Here is a 14,856-nt window from a genome sequence, read left to right as displayed (position 1 = left end):
CGTGACGATCTGACCGTCGTCGGGGCTCATGTCCCCCCCATGTGCGTGCCGATCTCGTGAACAGGGCCCGCAAGGCCGATGTCGACGACGACGTAGGGGGAGACCGACGTGACGAAGTGCGACGAGTGCAGCGCAGCCGTGCAGTTCTGCGAGCGGTGCGACGGCGCCGGCCGCAAGCGCTGGTCGGGGGAGTGCAGCTACTGCCGGGGAACCGGTCAGCTCTGCATGAAGAACTCGAACCACCGCTGGTGAGCTGGACCTAGGCCAACCTGACGTACCGCGCCGCCAGGGCCTCGACGATGCGCACGTCCGCGTCGAGCCACGGGACGTCGAGCCACTGGTGACCATGCAGCCACCGCAGCTCGTCGTGCTCGACGAGGGGCTCGGCCGTGCCGTCGACGATCTCGGCCAGCCAGATGCGCATGACGTACTCGTCCGACAGCCGCCACAGGCCGTCGTCGGGACCGGGGAGCTCGTCGCCCAGCCCGATCCGCACGCCGAGCTCTTCGCGGATCTCGCGGTGCAGCGCATCCTCCGGCGTCTCGTCGCCGTCCACCTTGCCGCCCGGGAACTCCCAGCGGCCCGCCAGCCTCGCCGGCACGGCGCGGCGAGCGGCCAACAGCTCACGGGGGTCGTCCAGGTCGTCCACGATCGCGGCGGCAACGACGAGCACGGGTGGGGTCATGCGTGGAGTCTGCCAGGCCCGCGTTGCGCGGACGTGGCTCCCCTGGGTCGGCCCGATTTCTTGAGCCGAGGAGTCCTGCTGAACCTCTGTCAGCGGATGCCGTGCTCGACGGCCCAGGCGACGGCCTCGGACCGCGTGGACACGCCGATCTTGCGGTAGACGCTGCGGACCTGCGACTTGACGGTGTTACGGGTCACGAAGAGACGCGTGGCGATCTCCTCGAGAGTGACGTCCTCGGCAAGCTCGGCCAGCACGACCCGCTCGCGGCGCGTCAGTGCGTCGTTCGAGAGACCGACCGACCTGCTCGTCTCCACCATGCTCATGATGTCCTCCGGTGTGCTGCTGACCCGGGGGGTCCGGGTCGCCACGCTATGGCTGCGTACCGGATGAGAGAGGGCTGGTCGTGAGCCATGACGCCACTTCCAGCAATCTCGTCATGCGCGGGTTCCCCCCCGCCATGCGCCGATCGCGCCTGCCACCCACAATGAACGTCGCACCGCTTCGTTGATACGCCGATCGTGTGAGCACCGTCGGGTTTTCACCCGGACGGCTGATCGGTTTGGCGAGGCAACAAGTCCGTGCCGGTCGAGCTCAGCCCGCGTTCTGCGCCGTGTACTCCTCGGCGGAGAGCAGCGGACCGGTCGATGCCACGTCGACCTTCAGGAGCCAGCCGGCCCCGTACGGGTCTGAGTTGACCACCGACGGATCGTCGACGGCACCCTGATTGATCTCGACGACCGTGCCCGATACCGGCGAGTACAGCTCGGAGACGGACTTGGTCGACTCGATCTCGCCGACGACCGCGCCGGCGACGATCTCCTCGCCGACGGCGGGGAGCTCCAGATAGACGATGTCGCCGAGCGCGTCAGCCGCGATCCCGGTGATGCCGACGGTCGCGGGGGCGCCGTCATCCAGCCATTCGTGCTCGACCGTGTAATGGAGGTGGGTGGGCAGCTCCGTCATGTATCTGGCTCCTGTCGAATTCTCTAGGGCTTGGTTTACCGGGGTCGGCGGTAGAAGGGAAGGGGCACGACGCGGACGAGCTCACCGCGACCGCGCACGTCGACCGCCAGCTCGGTGCCCGGAGCGCTGACCTCGGGGGTCACGTACGCCATCGCCACCGGGTGGCCGAGGGTCGGCGACGGTGCTCCGGAGGTGACGGTACCGACACTGGGGGCGTCCGCCGCGGTCGACCTCTTGACCGGGTAGCCGTGCCGGGCGGCGCGCCGGCCGAGGCCTTCGAGCCCGACGAGCACGCGCGCGGGCTCCGACTGCGCGCGCGCTTCGAGGGCCGCGCGGCCGACGAACGGGAGGGGCTCGCCCTCGTCGTCGACCTTGTCCAGCTTCACCACGCGGCCGAGGCCGGCGTCGTGCGGCGTGGTCGTGCGGTCGAGCTCGTTGCCGTACAGCGGCATGCCGGCCTCCAGCCGGAGGCTGTCGCGCGCAGACAGCCCGGCGGGGACCAGCCCGAACGGCTCGCCGGCGGCGAGGAACGCCTGCCAGAGGGCCGGGGCCAGCGGGGCGTCGAGGAAGAACTCGAAGCCGTCCTCGCCCGTGTAGCCGGTGCGCGCGACGAAGACCGGCTTGCCCTCGAACGTCATCGGGATCGCCGCGTAGTACTTCAGCGCCTCGGCGTCGTGCCCGGCCTCGGCCAACCCCTGGGTGGCGCGGAGGATCTCCAGCGCACGGGGGCCCTGCACGGCGATCAGCGCGGTCTGCGGGGAACGGTCCTCGACGGCGACGTCGAAGCCGTCGGTACGCTCGCCGAGCGCCTCGAGCACCGTGGCGTGGTTCGACGCGTTGGCGACGACCATGAACGTGGACTCGGTGTCGCGGTAGACGATCAGGTCGTCGACGACCCCGCCGTCCTCCGCGCAGATCATCGTGTAGCGCGCACCCAGGACCCGCAGGGCCGACAGGTTGCCGACCAGCGCGAAGTCGAGAAACGCGCCGGCGTCGGGGCCGCTGATCGCGATCTCGCCCATGTGCGACAGGTCGAACAGCCCCGCGGCCGTGCGGACCGCGGTGTGCTCGGCGATGTCGGAGGTGTAGCGCAGGGGCATCTGCCAGCCGGCGAAGCTGGTGAGGGCGGCGCCCAGGGCGACGTGCTCGTCGTGCAGGGGGCTCAACGTGTCCACGGTGTCGTCGTCCTTCATTCGGCGTACGCCTCGATGGGCGGGCAGGAGCAGACCAGGTTGCGGTCGCCGTGCGCGCCGTCGATCCGGCGGACCGGCGGCCAGTACTTGCCCTCGCGCAGCGCGGCCACCGGGAAGGCGGCGAGCTCGCGTGGGTAGGCGTGGTCCCACACGTCGGCGCTGAGCGCGGCCGCGGTGTGCGGCGCGTGGCGCAGCGGGGAGTCGGCGACGGGCCAGCGACCGGCCTCGACGGCGTCGATCTCGTCGCGGATGGCGACCAGGGCGTCGACGAACCGGTCGAGCTCCGCCAGGTCCTCGGACTCGGTCGGCTCGACCATGAGCGTGCCGGCCACCGGGAACGACAGGGTCGGCGCGTGGAAGCCGTAGTCCATGAGGCGCTTGGCGACGTCCTCGGCGGTGACCCCGGTGTCCTTGGTGATGTCGCGCAGGTCGAGGATGCACTCGTGCGCGACGAGACCGTTCGGGCCCGTGTAGAGGACCGGGTAGTGGCCCGACAGGCGCGTGGCCAGGTAGTTCGCCGCGAGGACCGCGGTCTCGGTGGCGGTCTTCAGGCCGTCGGGACCCATGAGCGCGACGTAGGCCCACGAGATCGGCAGGATGCCGGCCGAGCCCCACGGCGCCGCGCTGACCGGCGCCACGGTGTTCTCGGCCGCCGACGCGGGCGTCGGGTCCCCGGGCAGGAACGGGGCGAGGTGCGCCGCGACCGCGACCGGCCCGACGCCGGGGCCACCGCCGCCGTGCGGGATGCAGAACGTCTTGTGCAGGTTGAGGTGGCTCACGTCGCCGCCCAGCTCGCCCGGTCGGGCCAGCCCGACGAGGGCGTTGAGGTTGGCGCCGTCGATGTACACCTGGCCGCCGGCCTCGTGGACGAGCTCGCAGACCGTGCGCACGCCCTCCTCGTAGACACCGTGCGTCGAGGGGTACGTGATCATGATCGCGGCGACCTCGGGGCCGTGCTTCTCCAGCTTGGCGCGCAGGTCGTCCAGGTCGATAGAGCCGTCGCCGGCCGTCGCGACGACCACGACGCGCATGCCCGCGAGCGCCGCCGACGCCGCGTTGGTGCCGTGCGCCGAGGCGGGGATCAGGCACACGTCCCGCTTGTCGCCGCGGCTCGCGTGGTAGCCGTGGATGGCCAGCAGGCCGGCCAGCTCACCCTGCGAGCCCGCGTTCGGCTGCACCGAGACGGCCGCGTAGCCGGTGATCTCGGCCAGCCAGTCCTGCAGCTCCGTGACCAGCTCGGCGTAGCCCTCGGTCTGGTCGGTGGGGGCGTACGGGTGGATGGTGGCGAACTCCGGCCAGGAGATGGGCTCCATCTCCGCCGTCGCGTTGAGCTTCATGGTGCACGAGCCCAGCGGGATCATCGTGCGGTCCAGCGCCAGGTCCTTGTCCGACAGGCGGCGCAGGTAGCGCAGCATCGCGGTCTCGGAGCGGTGCAGGTGGAAGACCGGGTGCGTCAGGTAGGCGCTGGTCCGGCGGAGCTCGGCGGGCAGGGCGTCGGAACCGTCGGTCCCGAGGAACCCGAACGCGTAGGTGCCGTCCTCGGCCTCGAGCGTCGTGGTCCCCGCCGCGGCGAACGCGAGCACGATGCGGAGCAGGTGGTCGTCGCTGGTGCGCTCGTCGGTGGCGATCTGCACGTGGTCGTCGTCGGGCGCCCACAGGTTCACGCCGGCCTGCGCCGCCTGGGCGACGACCTCACGGGCCTTGCCGGGGACGACGGTGCGGACGGTGTCGAAGAACGTGTCGTGCTCGACGGTCACGCCGACGCCCGTGAGCAGCTCGGCCAGGCCGGCCGCGCGTGCGTGCACGGTCGAGGCGATCGCCCGGAGGCCGTCGGGCCCGTGGTAGACCGCGTACATCGAGGCGACGATCGCCAGCAGGGCCTGCGCCGTGCAAATGTTGCTCGTCGCCTTCTCGCGGCGGATGTGCTGCTCACGGGTCTGCAGGGCGAGCCGGTAGGCGCGTGCGCCGTCGGCGTCGATCGAGACCCCGACGAGGCGGCCGGGCAGCATGCGCTCGAGGCCCGTCCGCACCGCCATGAACGCGGCATGCGGTCCGCCGCCGAACAGCGGGACGCCGAAGCGCTGGGCCGAGCCGACCGACACGTCCGCGCCGAGCTCCCCAGGGGAGGTGAGCAGCGTCAGGGCGAGCAGGTCAGCGGCGACCGTCACCAGGCCCCCGCGCTCCTTGGCGGCCGCGACGACGGGGCGCAGGTCGCGGACCCGACCCGATGCGCCGACCTGCTGGACGACGACACCGATGAGGTCGCCCTCGAGCTCGGGCAGCCCATCGGTGAGGTCGGCAACCACGACCGGGAGGCCGATCGCCTCGGCGCGACCGAGCGTCACGGCCAGCGACTGGCCGAACAGGTCCGCGTCGAGCACGACGGTGCCCGGCTTGCCGCGGGCCGCGCGCCACATGAGCGCCACGGCCTCGGCGACCGCGGTGGCCTCGTCGAGGAGAGAGGCGTTCGCCAGGTCGAGGCCCGTGAGGTCGGTGACCATGGTCTGGAAGTTGAGGAGGGCCTCGAGCCGGCCCTGCGAGATCTCCGGCTGGTACGGCGTGTACGCGGTGTACCAGGCGGGCGACTCGAGCACGTTCCGGCGGATCACCGCGGGCGTGATCGTGTCGGAGTAGCCCTGGCCGATCATCTGCGTCATCACCCGGTTCTTGCCGGCGATCGTGCGCAGCGCGGCGAGGACCTCCTCCTCGGAGCGCGCGGCCGGCAGGTCCAGCGGGCGGTCCGTCCGGATGCTCGCGGGGACGGCGTCGTCGACGAGCTCGTCGAGGGATCCGTAGCCGACGACCGACAGCATGTGTGCCGTCTCGCCGCCGCGGGGGCCGATGTGCCGGTCCGCGAAGACCTGCGCCGCGGGCGTGTGCTCGACGCTGGTGAACGCGACGGAGTCGTGGGAGGGGTCCAGGTGGACCGCGGGGACGCCGTTCACGACGGCGGTGGCCAACGAGCTGAGATCGGTCACGAGCTGCTCCGCAGGGGTCGTCCGGACGTGCCGGGACGGTGGGTGGGCTCCCCGCTCTGTCATCCGCACGAGTGGCTACGTGCGACCTGAGAGTTTTGCCGGTCCGCCTGTCGGGGCGCGCCGGCTTGCACCGTCGGTGGGACCTCGTCGCTCGAGCGCGTCGGTCCGCTTTCCAGAGTTGCCTCGCCGTGGCGGTACAGGGGCCTGAGAGATTCCCGGGGAGGATTGCTCCTTCGGCGCCCCGCACGTTCTGCGGGAGCTCTCCCGCCGCGGTTCGAGCAGCATGTGAAGTTGTGGGCTCAGAGTACCCGGCGATGTCCAGGGAGCAGGCGCGCCGTCCGCGCATCCGGGCGCATGCGTAGATTTGGCCGGGTGCAGACGTCCACGCCCCCGCTGGCCGCGGTCGTCGTCGTGTCCGACCGGTCGGCGGCCGGGGAGCGCGAGGACCGGTCGGGTCCCGTCGCCGTCGAGAAGCTGTTCAGCGCGGGCTTCGCCGTCGCCGAGGTGACGGTGGTGCCCGACGGCGAGCTCTCCGTCGAGCGCGCGCTGCGAGCGGCCCTGCAGGCCGGGGCCCGGGTCGTCGTGACCTCCGGCGGCACCGGCGTCGGGCCGCGGGACCAGACGCCCGAGGGCACGCGCCCGGTGCTGGACCGGCATCTCCCCGGCATCGCGGAGCTCCTGCGGCGCGAGGGCGCGAAGACCGTCCCGACAGCGGTCCTCTCGCGCGGCCTCGCGGGCGTGACCGAGAACGGCGCCCTCGTCGTGAACCTGCCGGGCTCGCCGTCCGGCGTGGCCGAAGGGCTCGACGTACTCCTGCCGCTCGTCGACCACCTTCTCGACCAGCTGGCAGGAGGCGACCACTGATGATCGCCCGCGTCGTCGATCATCCACTCGACCTGCAGTTTCACGTGGAACACGTGAGCGACGCGCGCGCCGGTGCCGTCGCCACGTTCGTCGGGCTGGTGCGGGACCACGACCCGTCCGTCGAGGGCCGGGTGGTCGGGCTCGATTACACCGCCCACCCCACGGCGCAGGCCGTGCTCGAGCGTCTCGCCGCCGCGGCCCTCACGGACGGCGTCCTCGGCATCGCGGTGAGCCACCGGGTCGGGCATCTGGCCGTGGGCGAGGCGGCGATCGTCGCCGCCGTGTCCACCGCGCACCGGGCCGAGGCGTTCGACGTGTGCCGCGCCCTCGTCGAGACGGTCAAGGCCGAGCTACCGGTGTGGAAGCGCGAGATCCTCGCCGACGGGTCGCACGTCTGGGTGGGGCTATGACGGGCGAGCAGCTGGTCGACCGGTTCGGGCGCGTGCACCGCGACCTGCGGATCTCGCTGACCGACCGGTGCTCGCTGCGCTGCACCTACTGCATGCCCGCCGACGGTGTCCCGTGGCTGGCCCGCTCGACCATGCTCAGCACCGACGAGATCGTGCACGTCGCCCGGGTGGGCGTGGAGCTGGGCATCGAGGAGATCCGGCTGACCGGCGGCGAGCCGCTGCTGCGCGTGGACATCGTCGACGTCGTCCGCCGGCTGACCGCGCTGACCGGCCCGTCGGGCAGCCCCGAGGTGTCGCTCACGACGAACGCGCTGCGGCTGCCGGGCCTGGCCTCCGAGCTCAAGGACGCCGGGCTGTCGCGGGTCAACATCAGCCTCGACACCCTCGACCGCGCGAAGTTCCTGGAGCTGACGCGTCGGGACAAGCTGGTGGAGACCCTGGCCGGGGTCGCGGCCGCCGACGCCGCCGGGCTGCAGCCCGTGAAGATCAACGCGGTCGCGATGCGCGGGGTGAACGACGACGAGGTGGTCGCGCTGACCCGGTTCGCCGTGGAGCGCGGCTACCAGATGCGGTTCATCGAGCAGATGCCACTCGACGCCGGGCACACCTGGGACCGGGCGGAGATGGTCACGCAGGCGGAGATCCTGGCGCGGCTGACGGCGGAGTTCGAGCTGACCGAGGTGCCCGGCCGCGGGTCCGCGCCGGCCGAGCTCTGGTACGTGGACGGCGGACCGGCGACCGTCGGCGTCATCGCGTCGGTCACCGCGCCGTTCTGCGGGGCGTGCGACCGGTTGCGGCTGACCGCCGACGGCCAGCTGCGGGCGTGCCTGTTCTCGCAGACCGAGACCAACCTGCGGGATCTGCTGCGCGGGGAGGCCCCGGCGGTGGACGGGTCGGCGATCGGCGTCGGCCCTGGGCAGGCGGTGCGGATCGGGACGACGGCGCCCGCTCGCCCCGCACCGGTGCCGACCGACATCGACGCCTCGATCGCCGACGCGTACCGCCGGTGCCTGGCGGGCAAGAAGGCCGGGCACGACATCGACGACCCACGCTTCCTGCAGCCCGACCGCCCGATGAGCGCGATCGGCGGCTGAGGCTCAGCCGCCCGCGAAGGGCGGCAGCACGTCGAGGGTCGCGCCGGCAGCGACCGTGTCGTCGCCCTCGACCCTCGTCCCGTCCGCGAGCAGCGCGCACCGGCCGAGCACGCGCTCCAGCGCCGCGCCATGCCCGGCCACCATCGCGGCCCTGACCTGCGCGGCCGAGCCCGCGGGCAGCTGCTCGGTGTCGACCCCGGCGGCCTCCGCCGCGGCGGCGAAGTAGCGGACGGTGATCACGAGTCGGCGGTCCATGCCTGCGCGCGGGCCTCGATCCAGGCCAGGACGTCGGACGGGTTGGAGCTCGCGGCCGCCAGGCCGGCGACGAACATCGTCACCGGCACGGCCGGCCGGGCCACCTGGTGCGCGACGTCGGACGCCACCTCGAGCAGGCGGTCGATGTCGACGAGCTCGCGCTCGACGCCGAACGCGGTGGTGATCTGGTCGATCCACTCCGGCAGGTCTGCGCCCGGGGCGCGGCGGGGGTCGTCGGTCATGGTCCGATCCTGTCACCGAGCTCCGCGTCGAGGCGCTCGACGTCCGCCCAGGTGTCCGCGTCGGCCGCGGCGTCGGCCGGGTCCGGGACGTCGACCAGGTGCAGCCCGTCCACGAGCCGGTGCATCGCCGCTCCGTGGGCCGTCTGGAGCGCCGCGAGCGCGCGTCCGAGGGCGTCGGCACGGTAGACGGCGACCAGGTGCTGGGGGCGGCCGTCGGCGCTGACCAGCCGGGAACCGTCGACGTCGGCGGCGGACGCTGCGGCGAGCAGCGCCGGGAGCGCCGAGCCGGCACGCGGGACGTCGCAGGCCAGCACCGCGACGAGGCCGTCGGTTTCGAGAAACGCGAGCCCGGCGGCTAGGCCCGCCACCGGACCGCCGTCGGGCGGGTCCTCCAGCACGGTGGGGATGCCGGGGCGGGCGAGGGCCGGGGGTCCGACGACGACGATCTGCCCTGCCGAGGCGACCGCCGCGAGCGCGTGGTCGAGCAGCGCGCGGCCGCCGACCCGCACCTCGGGCTTGTTCCCGCCGAGGCGTCGTCCTCGTCCGCCGGCGAGGACGACCGCGTCGAACGGGACGGCGGCGGGGGTCACGCCTCGCGCCGCCAGTCGCCCGAGCGGCCGCCCGACTTCGCCTCGAGCTGCACGTCGGTGATCCGCACGGACTTGTCGAGGCCCTTGACCATGTCGACGACCGCGAGCGCCGCGACCGAAACCGCGGTGAGCGCCTCCATCTCGACGCCGGTGCGGTCGGCGGTGCGGACCGTGGCGGAGACGGACACGCCGTCGTCGGTGATCTCGAGGTCGACGACGACGCCGTGCACGCCGATGACGTGCGCGAGCGGGAGCAGCTCGGGGGTCCGCTTGGCGGCCGCGATGCCGGCGATGCGCGCGACCGCCAGCACGTCGCCCTTGGGCACCGCGCCGTCGCGCAGCGCCGCGACCACGTCCGGCCCGCAGACCACCCGACCGGTCGCGGTMGCCGACCGGACCGTCGGCTGCTTGGCGGTGACGTCGACCATGCGGGCGTGCCCCGAGGCGTCGAGGTGCGTGAACTCGTCAGTCATGGGCTCACTCTCAGGACGGTGACGGGATCGCCGGCGGCGACCCGGTCGATCTCGGCCGGGATCACGGCGAGCCCCTCGGCCAGGACCAGGCGGGCGACCAGGTGCGAGCCGGACCCGCCMGCGGTGGCGCGCGCGACGCGGTCGGGCGCCACCCAGCGCACCGGCATCAGCTGCGCGCGGCCGGACGGGGTGGTCCAGCCCTCGTCGGCGATCGCGATCTCCGTGGGCCGCTCGACGTGCGCCAGCCCCCGCATCCGGAGGAGCACGGGTCGGACGAACACCTCGAACGACGCGAACGAGCTCACCGGGTTGCCGGGCAGCGTGAAGATCGGCGTGCCGCCCGGGAGGCGGCCCAGGCCCTGGGGCTTGCCTGGCTGGACGGCGACGGCGACGAACTCGACGGACGGCTCGTCGGCGAGCGCGGCCTTCACCACGTCGTACGCGCCGACGCTGACCCCGCCGGAGGTGACGATCGCGTCGACCGACGAGTCCTCGTCAAGGCTCTGCAGGAGTGTCCGCAAGGTCGTGACGTCGTCGGGCACGGGTCCCAGGCGCAGCGCGACACCGCCGGCCTCGCGGACCGCGGAGGCGAGCAGCCACGAGTTCGAGTCGGGCAGCTGCCCGCGGCGCAGCGGGTTGCCCGGCGTGACCAGCTCGTCGCCCGTGGAGATCACGGCGACGCGGGGTCGGCGGTGCACCCGGACGGTCGGGTGCCCGAGGGACGCGACGGCCGCGATCGCGGCGGGGCCCAGCAGCGTGCCGGCCGCCACCACGACGTCGCCCGGCACCGCGTCCTCGCCGGCACGGCGCAGGTGCACCCCGGCGTCGGGCGCATCCCGCACCAGCACGGTCACCGTCCCGGCGTCGGTGAGCTCGACGGGGACGATGGTGTCCGCGCCGGGCGGCACGGGCGCGCCGGTCATGATCCGGGCCGCCGTCCCGGCGGTGACCACCGGCTCGTCGGGCGAGCCCGCGGGCAGGTCGGCCACCACCCGGAGCGTGACGGGGACGTCCACGACGTCGACGTGCCGGACCGCATACCCGTCCATCGCCGAGTTGTCCCACCGGGGCAGCGGCTCGTCGGTGCGCAGGTCGTCGGCCAGCACCAGCCCGTCGGCGTCGTCGAGCGGCACCTCGACCGGGGCGAGCGGCGCTGCGAGCGCGAGCGCGGCCGCGCGGTGGTCGTCGAGGCTGCGCACCGTCAGCGGACAGCCATCCAGGCGAGGATGCCGCCCTCGAGGTTGGACGCCTCGAACCCGGCGTTCTGCAAGATCCGCGCGGCAGTCAGGGATCGGCCGCCCACCTGGCACTGCACGACGATCTCGACGTCGTGCGGGAGGTCGGCCAGCGCCGACCCGTCGAACACCGTGCCCAGCGGCACCAGCACGGCGCCGGGGATCGAGGCCTCGGCGTACTCCGACGGCTCGCGCACGTCGATGAGCAGGAAGTCGTCGGTGCCGGCCTCGCGGGCGGCCAGGCGCTGGACCAGCTCGGGGGCGGTGATGACGGGGACGTCGGACATGGCGGGGACCTCGGGTTCGTCGGGGAGTTCCAGGGATACTGCGGGCCGGGCGGTGGCGACCAGGGGGACCTCGGTCCACCGGCCGCGGAGGGCGTCGACGACGAGCACACGGCCGAGCAGGGGCTCACCCGTGCCGGTGAGGAGCTTGACCACCTCGGTGGCCATCACGGAGCCGATCTGGCCGCACAGCGCGCCGAGCACGCCGGCCTCCGCGCAGGAGGGGACCTCGTCGGCGCGTGGCGGCTCCGGGAACAGGTCGCGCAGCTGCGGCCCGCGGCCCTCCCAGAACACGGTGGTCTGCGCGTCGAACCGCAGGACCGAACCCCACACCTCGGGCAGGCCGAGCCGGGCGCAGGCGTCGTTGACCAGGTAGCGGGTGGGGAAGTTGTCGGTGCCGTCGACGACGACGTCGTACTCGCGCAGGATCTCCTCGACGTTCTCGCTGGTCAGCCGCGTGCGGTGCACCACGACGTCGATGTCCGGATCGAGCGCCTCGATCGCGTCGCGCGCGCTGTCTACCTTCGCGCGGCCCACGTCGGCGGTCCGGTGGATCACCTGGCGCTGCAGGTTGCTGACGTCGACCACGTCGTCGTCGACGATCCCGATCGTGCCGACGCCCGCCGCCGCGAGGTACTGCAGCACGGGCGCTCCGAGGCCGCCCGCACCGACGACGAGCACCCGGGCGTTACGCAGGCGGCGCTGGCCGTCGACCCCGAGCTCGGCGAGCAGGAGGTGCCGCGACCCGCGCGCGACCTGCGCGGGGGTCAGGGGCGGTCCGGGCGGGACCAGGGCGGGCATAGGCACGAGCACCAACCTACGTCGCGGCGGGCGCCTGCAGGTTCCGCTGCCACGCGACGATCCGGTCGACCGCCTCGTGCACCACGTCGACCGACGACGCGAACGACAGCCGCACCCAGCGGTGCCCGTCGACGGGGTCGAAGTCCGTACCGGGCGTCAGTGCCACGCCGGCCTCGTCGAGAAGCCGCGCGCACCACGTGATCGAGTCCAGGCCGCTCGCGGAGACGTCGGCATACAGGTAGAACGCGCCGTCGGCGGGGGCGATGCGCGACCACCCGAGCTCCGGCAGGCGCGCGAGCAGGTGCTCCCGGGCCGCGGCATAGCGCTCGACGTTCGCGCGGGCGGCGGCGTAGCCCTCCGGGCTGAACGCGGCGACGCCGGCGTGCTGCGCGAGCGCCGGCGGGCAGAGGGCGACGTTGCCGGCGAGGGCCCCGATCGGAGCCACGAGGTCCTCGGGCAGCACCAGCCAGCCGAGCCGCCAGCCCGTCATCGCCCAGTACTTGGAGAACGAGTTCACGACGACGGCGCCGCGGTCGAGGTAGTGGGCGGCGGTCGCCGTCGCCTCGGAGCCGTAGGTGATGCCGTGGTAGATCTCGTCGCTGACCAGCCGGACGCCGTGGTCGCCGCACCAGCCGGCGATCGCGGCCAGCTCGGCGGCGTCGATCATCGTGCCCGTCGGATTGGCCGGGCTCGCGATCACCAGGCCCTCGACCGGCGGGTCCAGCGCCTCGAGCTGCGCGACGGTCGGCTGGTACCGGGTCTCCGGGCCGCACGGGACCACCACGACCTCGCAGCCGAGCGCGGACAGGATGTTGGCATACGCCGGATAGCCCGGGACCGCGAGCGCCACGCGGTCACCGACGTCGAACGCCGCGAGAAACGCCAGGAGAAAGCCGCCGGACGAGCCCGTCGTCACCGCGACGCGGCGGGGATCGACGTCGACCGAGTACCAGTCGCGGTAGTGCTGGGCGATCGCCGCACGCATGGGCGGCGCGCCCATCGACTCCGTGTAGCCCAGGTCCCCGGCCGTGAGCAGGTCGATGGCGCGCTGCCGGACCACCTCCGACGCCCCCGTCGACGGTTCTCCGGCGCAGAGGTTGAGCACGTGCTCGCCGGCGGCCTTGCGCGCGTTGGCCGCCGCCAGGATCTCCATCACGGCGAACGGCGGGACGTGGGCTCTGGCGGCGACCTTCATGGGGCCATCGTGGCGTATCAGCTCCGAGGATCGTCCCGGGGTGCCGTCGGCGTGCGTCGACGGTGCTGCCGGTCTGTCGCGCCGGGCGGGGCGCCGCCCGGTCTAGCCTTCGACTCGTGATCGTGGACTGCGCCCTCTACTCCGCCGGCCGGCGACGCCACCGGATCGACGACGTGCGGCTCGCGCTGCGGGAGGCCGAGAAGGAGGACGGGTTCGTCTGGATCGGCCTGAACGCGCCGACGGCCGAGGAGTTCGACCTGCTCGCCGAGGGGTTCGACCTGCCCGAGCTCGCCATCGAGGACGCGATCCTGTCCCACCAGCGGCCCAAGCTCGAGAAGTACGGCGGCGTCACGTTCGCCGTCGTCAAGCCCGTCCACTACGTCGACCACGTCGAGGTGGTCGAGGTCAGCGAGCTGTCGATCTTCCTGGGCGAGCGGTTCGTCATCGTCGTGCGGCACGGCGACACGACGATCCCCGCCCTCGTCCGCACCGCGCTCGAGGCCGACCCCGAGATGCTCCAGCACGGACCGCCCGCGGTGCTGCACGGGATCCTGGACAGGACCGTCGACCAGTACCTCGACGTCACGGCGGCGATCGACGAGGACCTCGACGAGATCGAGGACCAGGTGTTCGGCGACGACCCCGGCAGCGACCACGCCGAGCGCATCTACAAGCTCAAGCGCGAGCTCCAGCAGTTCCGCCGGGCCGTCGTGCCGCTGGTGCAGCCGTTGACCCGGCTCGCCGAGGAGGACGTGACCTGCATCCCCGCGTACTCCCGGCCGTACTTTCGCGACGTCCAGGACCACGTCCTGCGCGCGGCGGAGCTCATCGAGGCCGCCGACGCCCTGCTCACCGGCGTCATGCAGGCCGACCTCGCCCAGGTGACCGTCGAGCAGAACCGCGTGACCGTCCAGCAGAACTCCGACATGCGCAAGATCTCGGCGTGGGCCGCGATCGCGCTGGTGCCCACCGCGATCACCGGGCTCTACGGCATGAACTTCGACAACATCCCCGCCCTGCACACCCGGTTCGGCTTCTGGGTGGTGCTGGCGGGCATCGGCGTCGTCTGCCTGGCGCTCTACCGGGCGTTCCGCCGCAACCTCTGGCTCTAGGCGGGCAGCGACGTCTCGATCAGCTCGACGATCTCCGCGGCGTCCGGCTCAATGGTCGGGCGGAATCGGTGCACCGAGCCGTCCGGGGTGACGACGAACTTCTCGAAGTTCCACGTGATGCGACCGGCCTTACCCGAGGCGTCCGGCGCCTTGGTGAGCTCGGCGTAGAGCGGGTGCTGGTGGCGGCCGTTGACCTTGGTCTTCTCGAACATCGGGAACGTCACGCCCCACGTGGTCGAGCAGTACTCGGCGATGGCCTCCTCGGAGCCGAGCTCCTGGAGGAACTGGTTGCTGGGGAAGCCGAGGACGGTGAACCCGCGCTCGCCGTAGGTCTTCTGGAGCTCCTCGAGCTTGGCGTACTGCGGGGCCAGGCCGCACCGCGAGGCGACGTTGACGACAAGCTTGACCTTGTCCGCGTACTCGCCGAACGTCGTGGCGTCGCCGTGCAGCGTGGTAAGCGGGATCTCGTTGAGGGACATGCC

At 72.9% G+C, this 14,856-nt stretch carries 18 protein-coding genes and 1 riboswitch; of the genes, 5 read left to right on the top strand and 13 right to left on the bottom strand.

From position 1 onward, the window contains the following. The first annotated feature begins 108 nt into the window (after nt 1-108). On the top strand, nt 109-252 hold the full coding sequence (locus AC1DYZ_RS08470; protein ID WP_477064753.1) for a hypothetical protein: 144 nt from the start codon (nt 109-111) through the stop codon (nt 250-252). Nucleotides 253-259: 7 nt separating this feature from the next. Here the strand turns inward: AC1DYZ_RS08470 and AC1DYZ_RS08465 are convergent, their stop codons facing one another. The 5 genes from AC1DYZ_RS08465 to gcvP all read right to left on the bottom strand — a co-directional run bounded on the left by AC1DYZ_RS08465 (nt 260) and on the right by gcvP (nt 5,762). Beyond that, a complete protein-coding gene (locus tag AC1DYZ_RS08465; protein WP_477064752.1) occupies nt 260-685 on the bottom strand; it encodes a (deoxy)nucleoside triphosphate pyrophosphohydrolase in 426 nt (141 codons plus the stop codon). Nucleotides 686-774: 89 nt separating this feature from the next. Next, nucleotides 775-1,008 (bottom strand): LuxR C-terminal-related transcriptional regulator, encoded by a 234-nt coding sequence (locus AC1DYZ_RS08460; RefSeq protein ID WP_456824944.1) that lies wholly within the window; start codon nt 1,006-1,008, stop codon nt 775-777. A 268-nt stretch (nt 1,009-1,276) separates the two neighbouring features. Further along, a complete protein-coding gene (gene gcvH / locus AC1DYZ_RS08455; RefSeq protein ID WP_456824945.1) occupies nt 1,277-1,648 on the bottom strand; it encodes a glycine cleavage system protein GcvH in 372 nt (123 codons plus the stop codon). A gap of 35 nt (nt 1,649-1,683) precedes the next feature. Further along, nucleotides 1,684-2,841 carry a glycine cleavage system aminomethyltransferase GcvT gene (gene gcvT, locus AC1DYZ_RS08450; RefSeq protein ID WP_477064751.1) on the bottom strand — a complete coding sequence of 386 codons (1,158 nt, stop codon included), beginning with the start codon at nt 2,839-2,841 and terminating at the stop codon, nt 1,684-1,686. Then, complete coding sequence (gene gcvP / locus AC1DYZ_RS08445; RefSeq protein ID WP_477064775.1) at nt 2,838-5,762, bottom strand: aminomethyl-transferring glycine dehydrogenase; 2,925 nt, start codon at nt 5,760-5,762, stop codon at nt 2,838-2,840. Before gcvP ends, gcvT begins: the two co-directional genes overlap by 4 nt. 239 nt (nt 5,763-6,001) lie before the next feature. Further along, a riboswitch (glycine riboswitch) is annotated at nt 6,002-6,096 on the bottom strand. A 77-nt stretch (nt 6,097-6,173) separates the two neighbouring features. Between gcvP and AC1DYZ_RS08440 the strand changes: the two genes are divergently transcribed. Genes AC1DYZ_RS08440 through moaA form a run of 3 tightly spaced genes read left to right on the top strand, consistent with a single transcriptional unit; the run spans nt 6,174 to nt 8,187 of the window. Further along, nucleotides 6,174-6,683, top strand: coding sequence for a MogA/MoaB family molybdenum cofactor biosynthesis protein (locus AC1DYZ_RS08440; RefSeq protein WP_477064750.1), 510 nt, complete (start codon nt 6,174-6,176; stop codon nt 6,681-6,683). Further along, nucleotides 6,683-7,093: a molybdenum cofactor biosynthesis protein MoaE gene (locus tag AC1DYZ_RS08435; RefSeq protein WP_477064749.1), complete on the top strand. Its 411-nt coding sequence runs from the start codon at nt 6,683-6,685 to the stop codon at nt 7,091-7,093. The genes AC1DYZ_RS08440 and AC1DYZ_RS08435 overlap by 1 nt, the downstream gene beginning before the upstream one ends. After that, nucleotides 7,090-8,187, top strand: a complete 1,098-nt coding sequence (moaA, locus tag AC1DYZ_RS08430) for a GTP 3',8-cyclase MoaA (RefSeq protein WP_477064748.1) — start codon at nt 7,090-7,092, stop codon at nt 8,185-8,187. Before AC1DYZ_RS08435 ends, moaA begins: the two co-directional genes overlap by 4 nt. 3 nt (nt 8,188-8,190) lie before the next feature. On the opposite strand, the gene AC1DYZ_RS08425 is transcribed toward moaA, so the two are convergent. Genes AC1DYZ_RS08425 through AC1DYZ_RS08395 form a run of 7 tightly spaced genes read right to left on the bottom strand, consistent with a single transcriptional unit; the run spans nt 8,191 to nt 13,262 of the window. Continuing rightward, nucleotides 8,191-8,427: a MoaD/ThiS family protein gene (locus AC1DYZ_RS08425; protein WP_477064747.1), complete on the bottom strand. Its 237-nt coding sequence runs from the start codon at nt 8,425-8,427 to the stop codon at nt 8,191-8,193. Continuing rightward, nucleotides 8,424-8,684 carry a DUF6457 domain-containing protein gene (locus tag AC1DYZ_RS08420; protein ID WP_477064746.1) on the bottom strand — a complete coding sequence of 87 codons (261 nt, stop codon included), beginning with the start codon at nt 8,682-8,684 and terminating at the stop codon, nt 8,424-8,426. Before AC1DYZ_RS08420 ends, AC1DYZ_RS08425 begins: the two co-directional genes overlap by 4 nt. Then, nucleotides 8,681-9,274: a molybdenum cofactor guanylyltransferase gene (gene mobA / locus AC1DYZ_RS08415; RefSeq protein ID WP_477064745.1), complete on the bottom strand. Its 594-nt coding sequence runs from the start codon at nt 9,272-9,274 to the stop codon at nt 8,681-8,683. The genes AC1DYZ_RS08420 and mobA overlap by 4 nt, the downstream gene beginning before the upstream one ends. Beyond that, entirely contained in the window at nt 9,271-9,747 is a 477-nt protein-coding gene (moaC, locus tag AC1DYZ_RS08410; RefSeq protein WP_477064744.1) for a cyclic pyranopterin monophosphate synthase MoaC, read from the bottom strand. Before moaC ends, mobA begins: the two co-directional genes overlap by 4 nt. Next, on the bottom strand, nt 9,744-10,946 hold the full coding sequence (locus AC1DYZ_RS08405; RefSeq protein WP_477064743.1) for a molybdopterin molybdotransferase MoeA: 1,203 nt from the start codon (nt 10,944-10,946) through the stop codon (nt 9,744-9,746). Before AC1DYZ_RS08405 ends, moaC begins: the two co-directional genes overlap by 4 nt. A gap of 2 nt (nt 10,947-10,948) precedes the next feature. Beyond that, the gene (gene moeB, locus AC1DYZ_RS08400) at nt 10,949-12,067 is read right to left on the bottom strand and encodes a molybdopterin-synthase adenylyltransferase MoeB (RefSeq protein WP_477064774.1); all 1,119 of its coding nucleotides are present in this window, start codon (nt 12,065-12,067) and stop codon (nt 10,949-10,951) included. Nucleotides 12,068-12,083: 16 nt separating this feature from the next. Continuing rightward, complete coding sequence (locus AC1DYZ_RS08395; protein ID WP_477064742.1) at nt 12,084-13,262, bottom strand: pyridoxal phosphate-dependent aminotransferase; 1,179 nt, start codon at nt 13,260-13,262, stop codon at nt 12,084-12,086. A gap of 116 nt (nt 13,263-13,378) precedes the next feature. Between AC1DYZ_RS08395 and AC1DYZ_RS08390 the strand changes: the two genes are divergently transcribed. Further along, entirely contained in the window at nt 13,379-14,374 is a 996-nt protein-coding gene (locus tag AC1DYZ_RS08390) for a magnesium and cobalt transport protein CorA (protein WP_477064741.1), read from the top strand. Here the strand turns inward: AC1DYZ_RS08390 and AC1DYZ_RS08385 are convergent. Further along, the gene (locus tag AC1DYZ_RS08385) at nt 14,371-14,853 is read right to left on the bottom strand and encodes a glutathione peroxidase (RefSeq protein ID WP_477064740.1); all 483 of its coding nucleotides are present in this window, start codon (nt 14,851-14,853) and stop codon (nt 14,371-14,373) included. The genes AC1DYZ_RS08390 and AC1DYZ_RS08385 overlap by 4 nt on opposite strands. Nucleotides 14,854-14,856: the final 3 nt, after the last annotated feature.

It is taken from the genome of Cellulomonas sp. P1_C4 (assembly GCF_056406355.1).
Note: the sequence above shows the minus strand (reverse complement) of the source record. Positions and strands in the feature narration are given on the sequence as shown.

Excerpts from the sequence above, each read along its gene's own strand:
- AC1DYZ_RS08465 (WP_477064752.1), bottom strand. The coding sequence starts at position 685 with ATGACCCCACCCGTGCTCGTCGTTGCCGCCGCGATCGTGGACGACCTG.
- AC1DYZ_RS08460 (WP_456824944.1), bottom strand. The coding sequence starts at position 1,008 with ATGAGCATGGTGGAGACGAGCAGGTCGGTCGGTCTCTCGAACGACGCA.
- gcvH (WP_456824945.1), bottom strand. The coding sequence starts at position 1,648 with ATGACGGAGCTGCCCACCCACCTCCATTACACGGTCGAGCACGAATGG.
- gcvT (WP_477064751.1), bottom strand. The coding sequence starts at position 2,841 with ATGAAGGACGACGACACCGTGGACACGTTGAGCCCCCTGCACGACGAG.
- AC1DYZ_RS08440 (WP_477064750.1), top strand. The coding sequence starts at position 6,174 with ATGCGTAGATTTGGCCGGGTGCAGACGTCCACGCCCCCGCTGGCCGCG.
- AC1DYZ_RS08435 (WP_477064749.1), top strand. The coding sequence starts at position 6,683 with ATGATCGCCCGCGTCGTCGATCATCCACTCGACCTGCAGTTTCACGTG.
- moaA (WP_477064748.1), top strand. The coding sequence starts at position 7,090 with ATGACGGGCGAGCAGCTGGTCGACCGGTTCGGGCGCGTGCACCGCGAC.
- AC1DYZ_RS08420 (WP_477064746.1), bottom strand. The coding sequence starts at position 8,684 with ATGACCGACGACCCCCGCCGCGCCCCGGGCGCAGACCTGCCGGAGTGG.
- moeB (WP_477064774.1), bottom strand. The coding sequence starts at position 12,067 with ATGCCCGCCCTGGTCCCGCCCGGACCGCCCCTGACCCCCGCGCAGGTC.
- AC1DYZ_RS08395 (WP_477064742.1), bottom strand. The coding sequence starts at position 13,262 with ATGAAGGTCGCCGCCAGAGCCCACGTCCCGCCGTTCGCCGTGATGGAG.
- AC1DYZ_RS08385 (WP_477064740.1), bottom strand. The coding sequence starts at position 14,853 with ATGTCCCTCAACGAGATCCCGCTTACCACGCTGCACGGCGACGCCACG.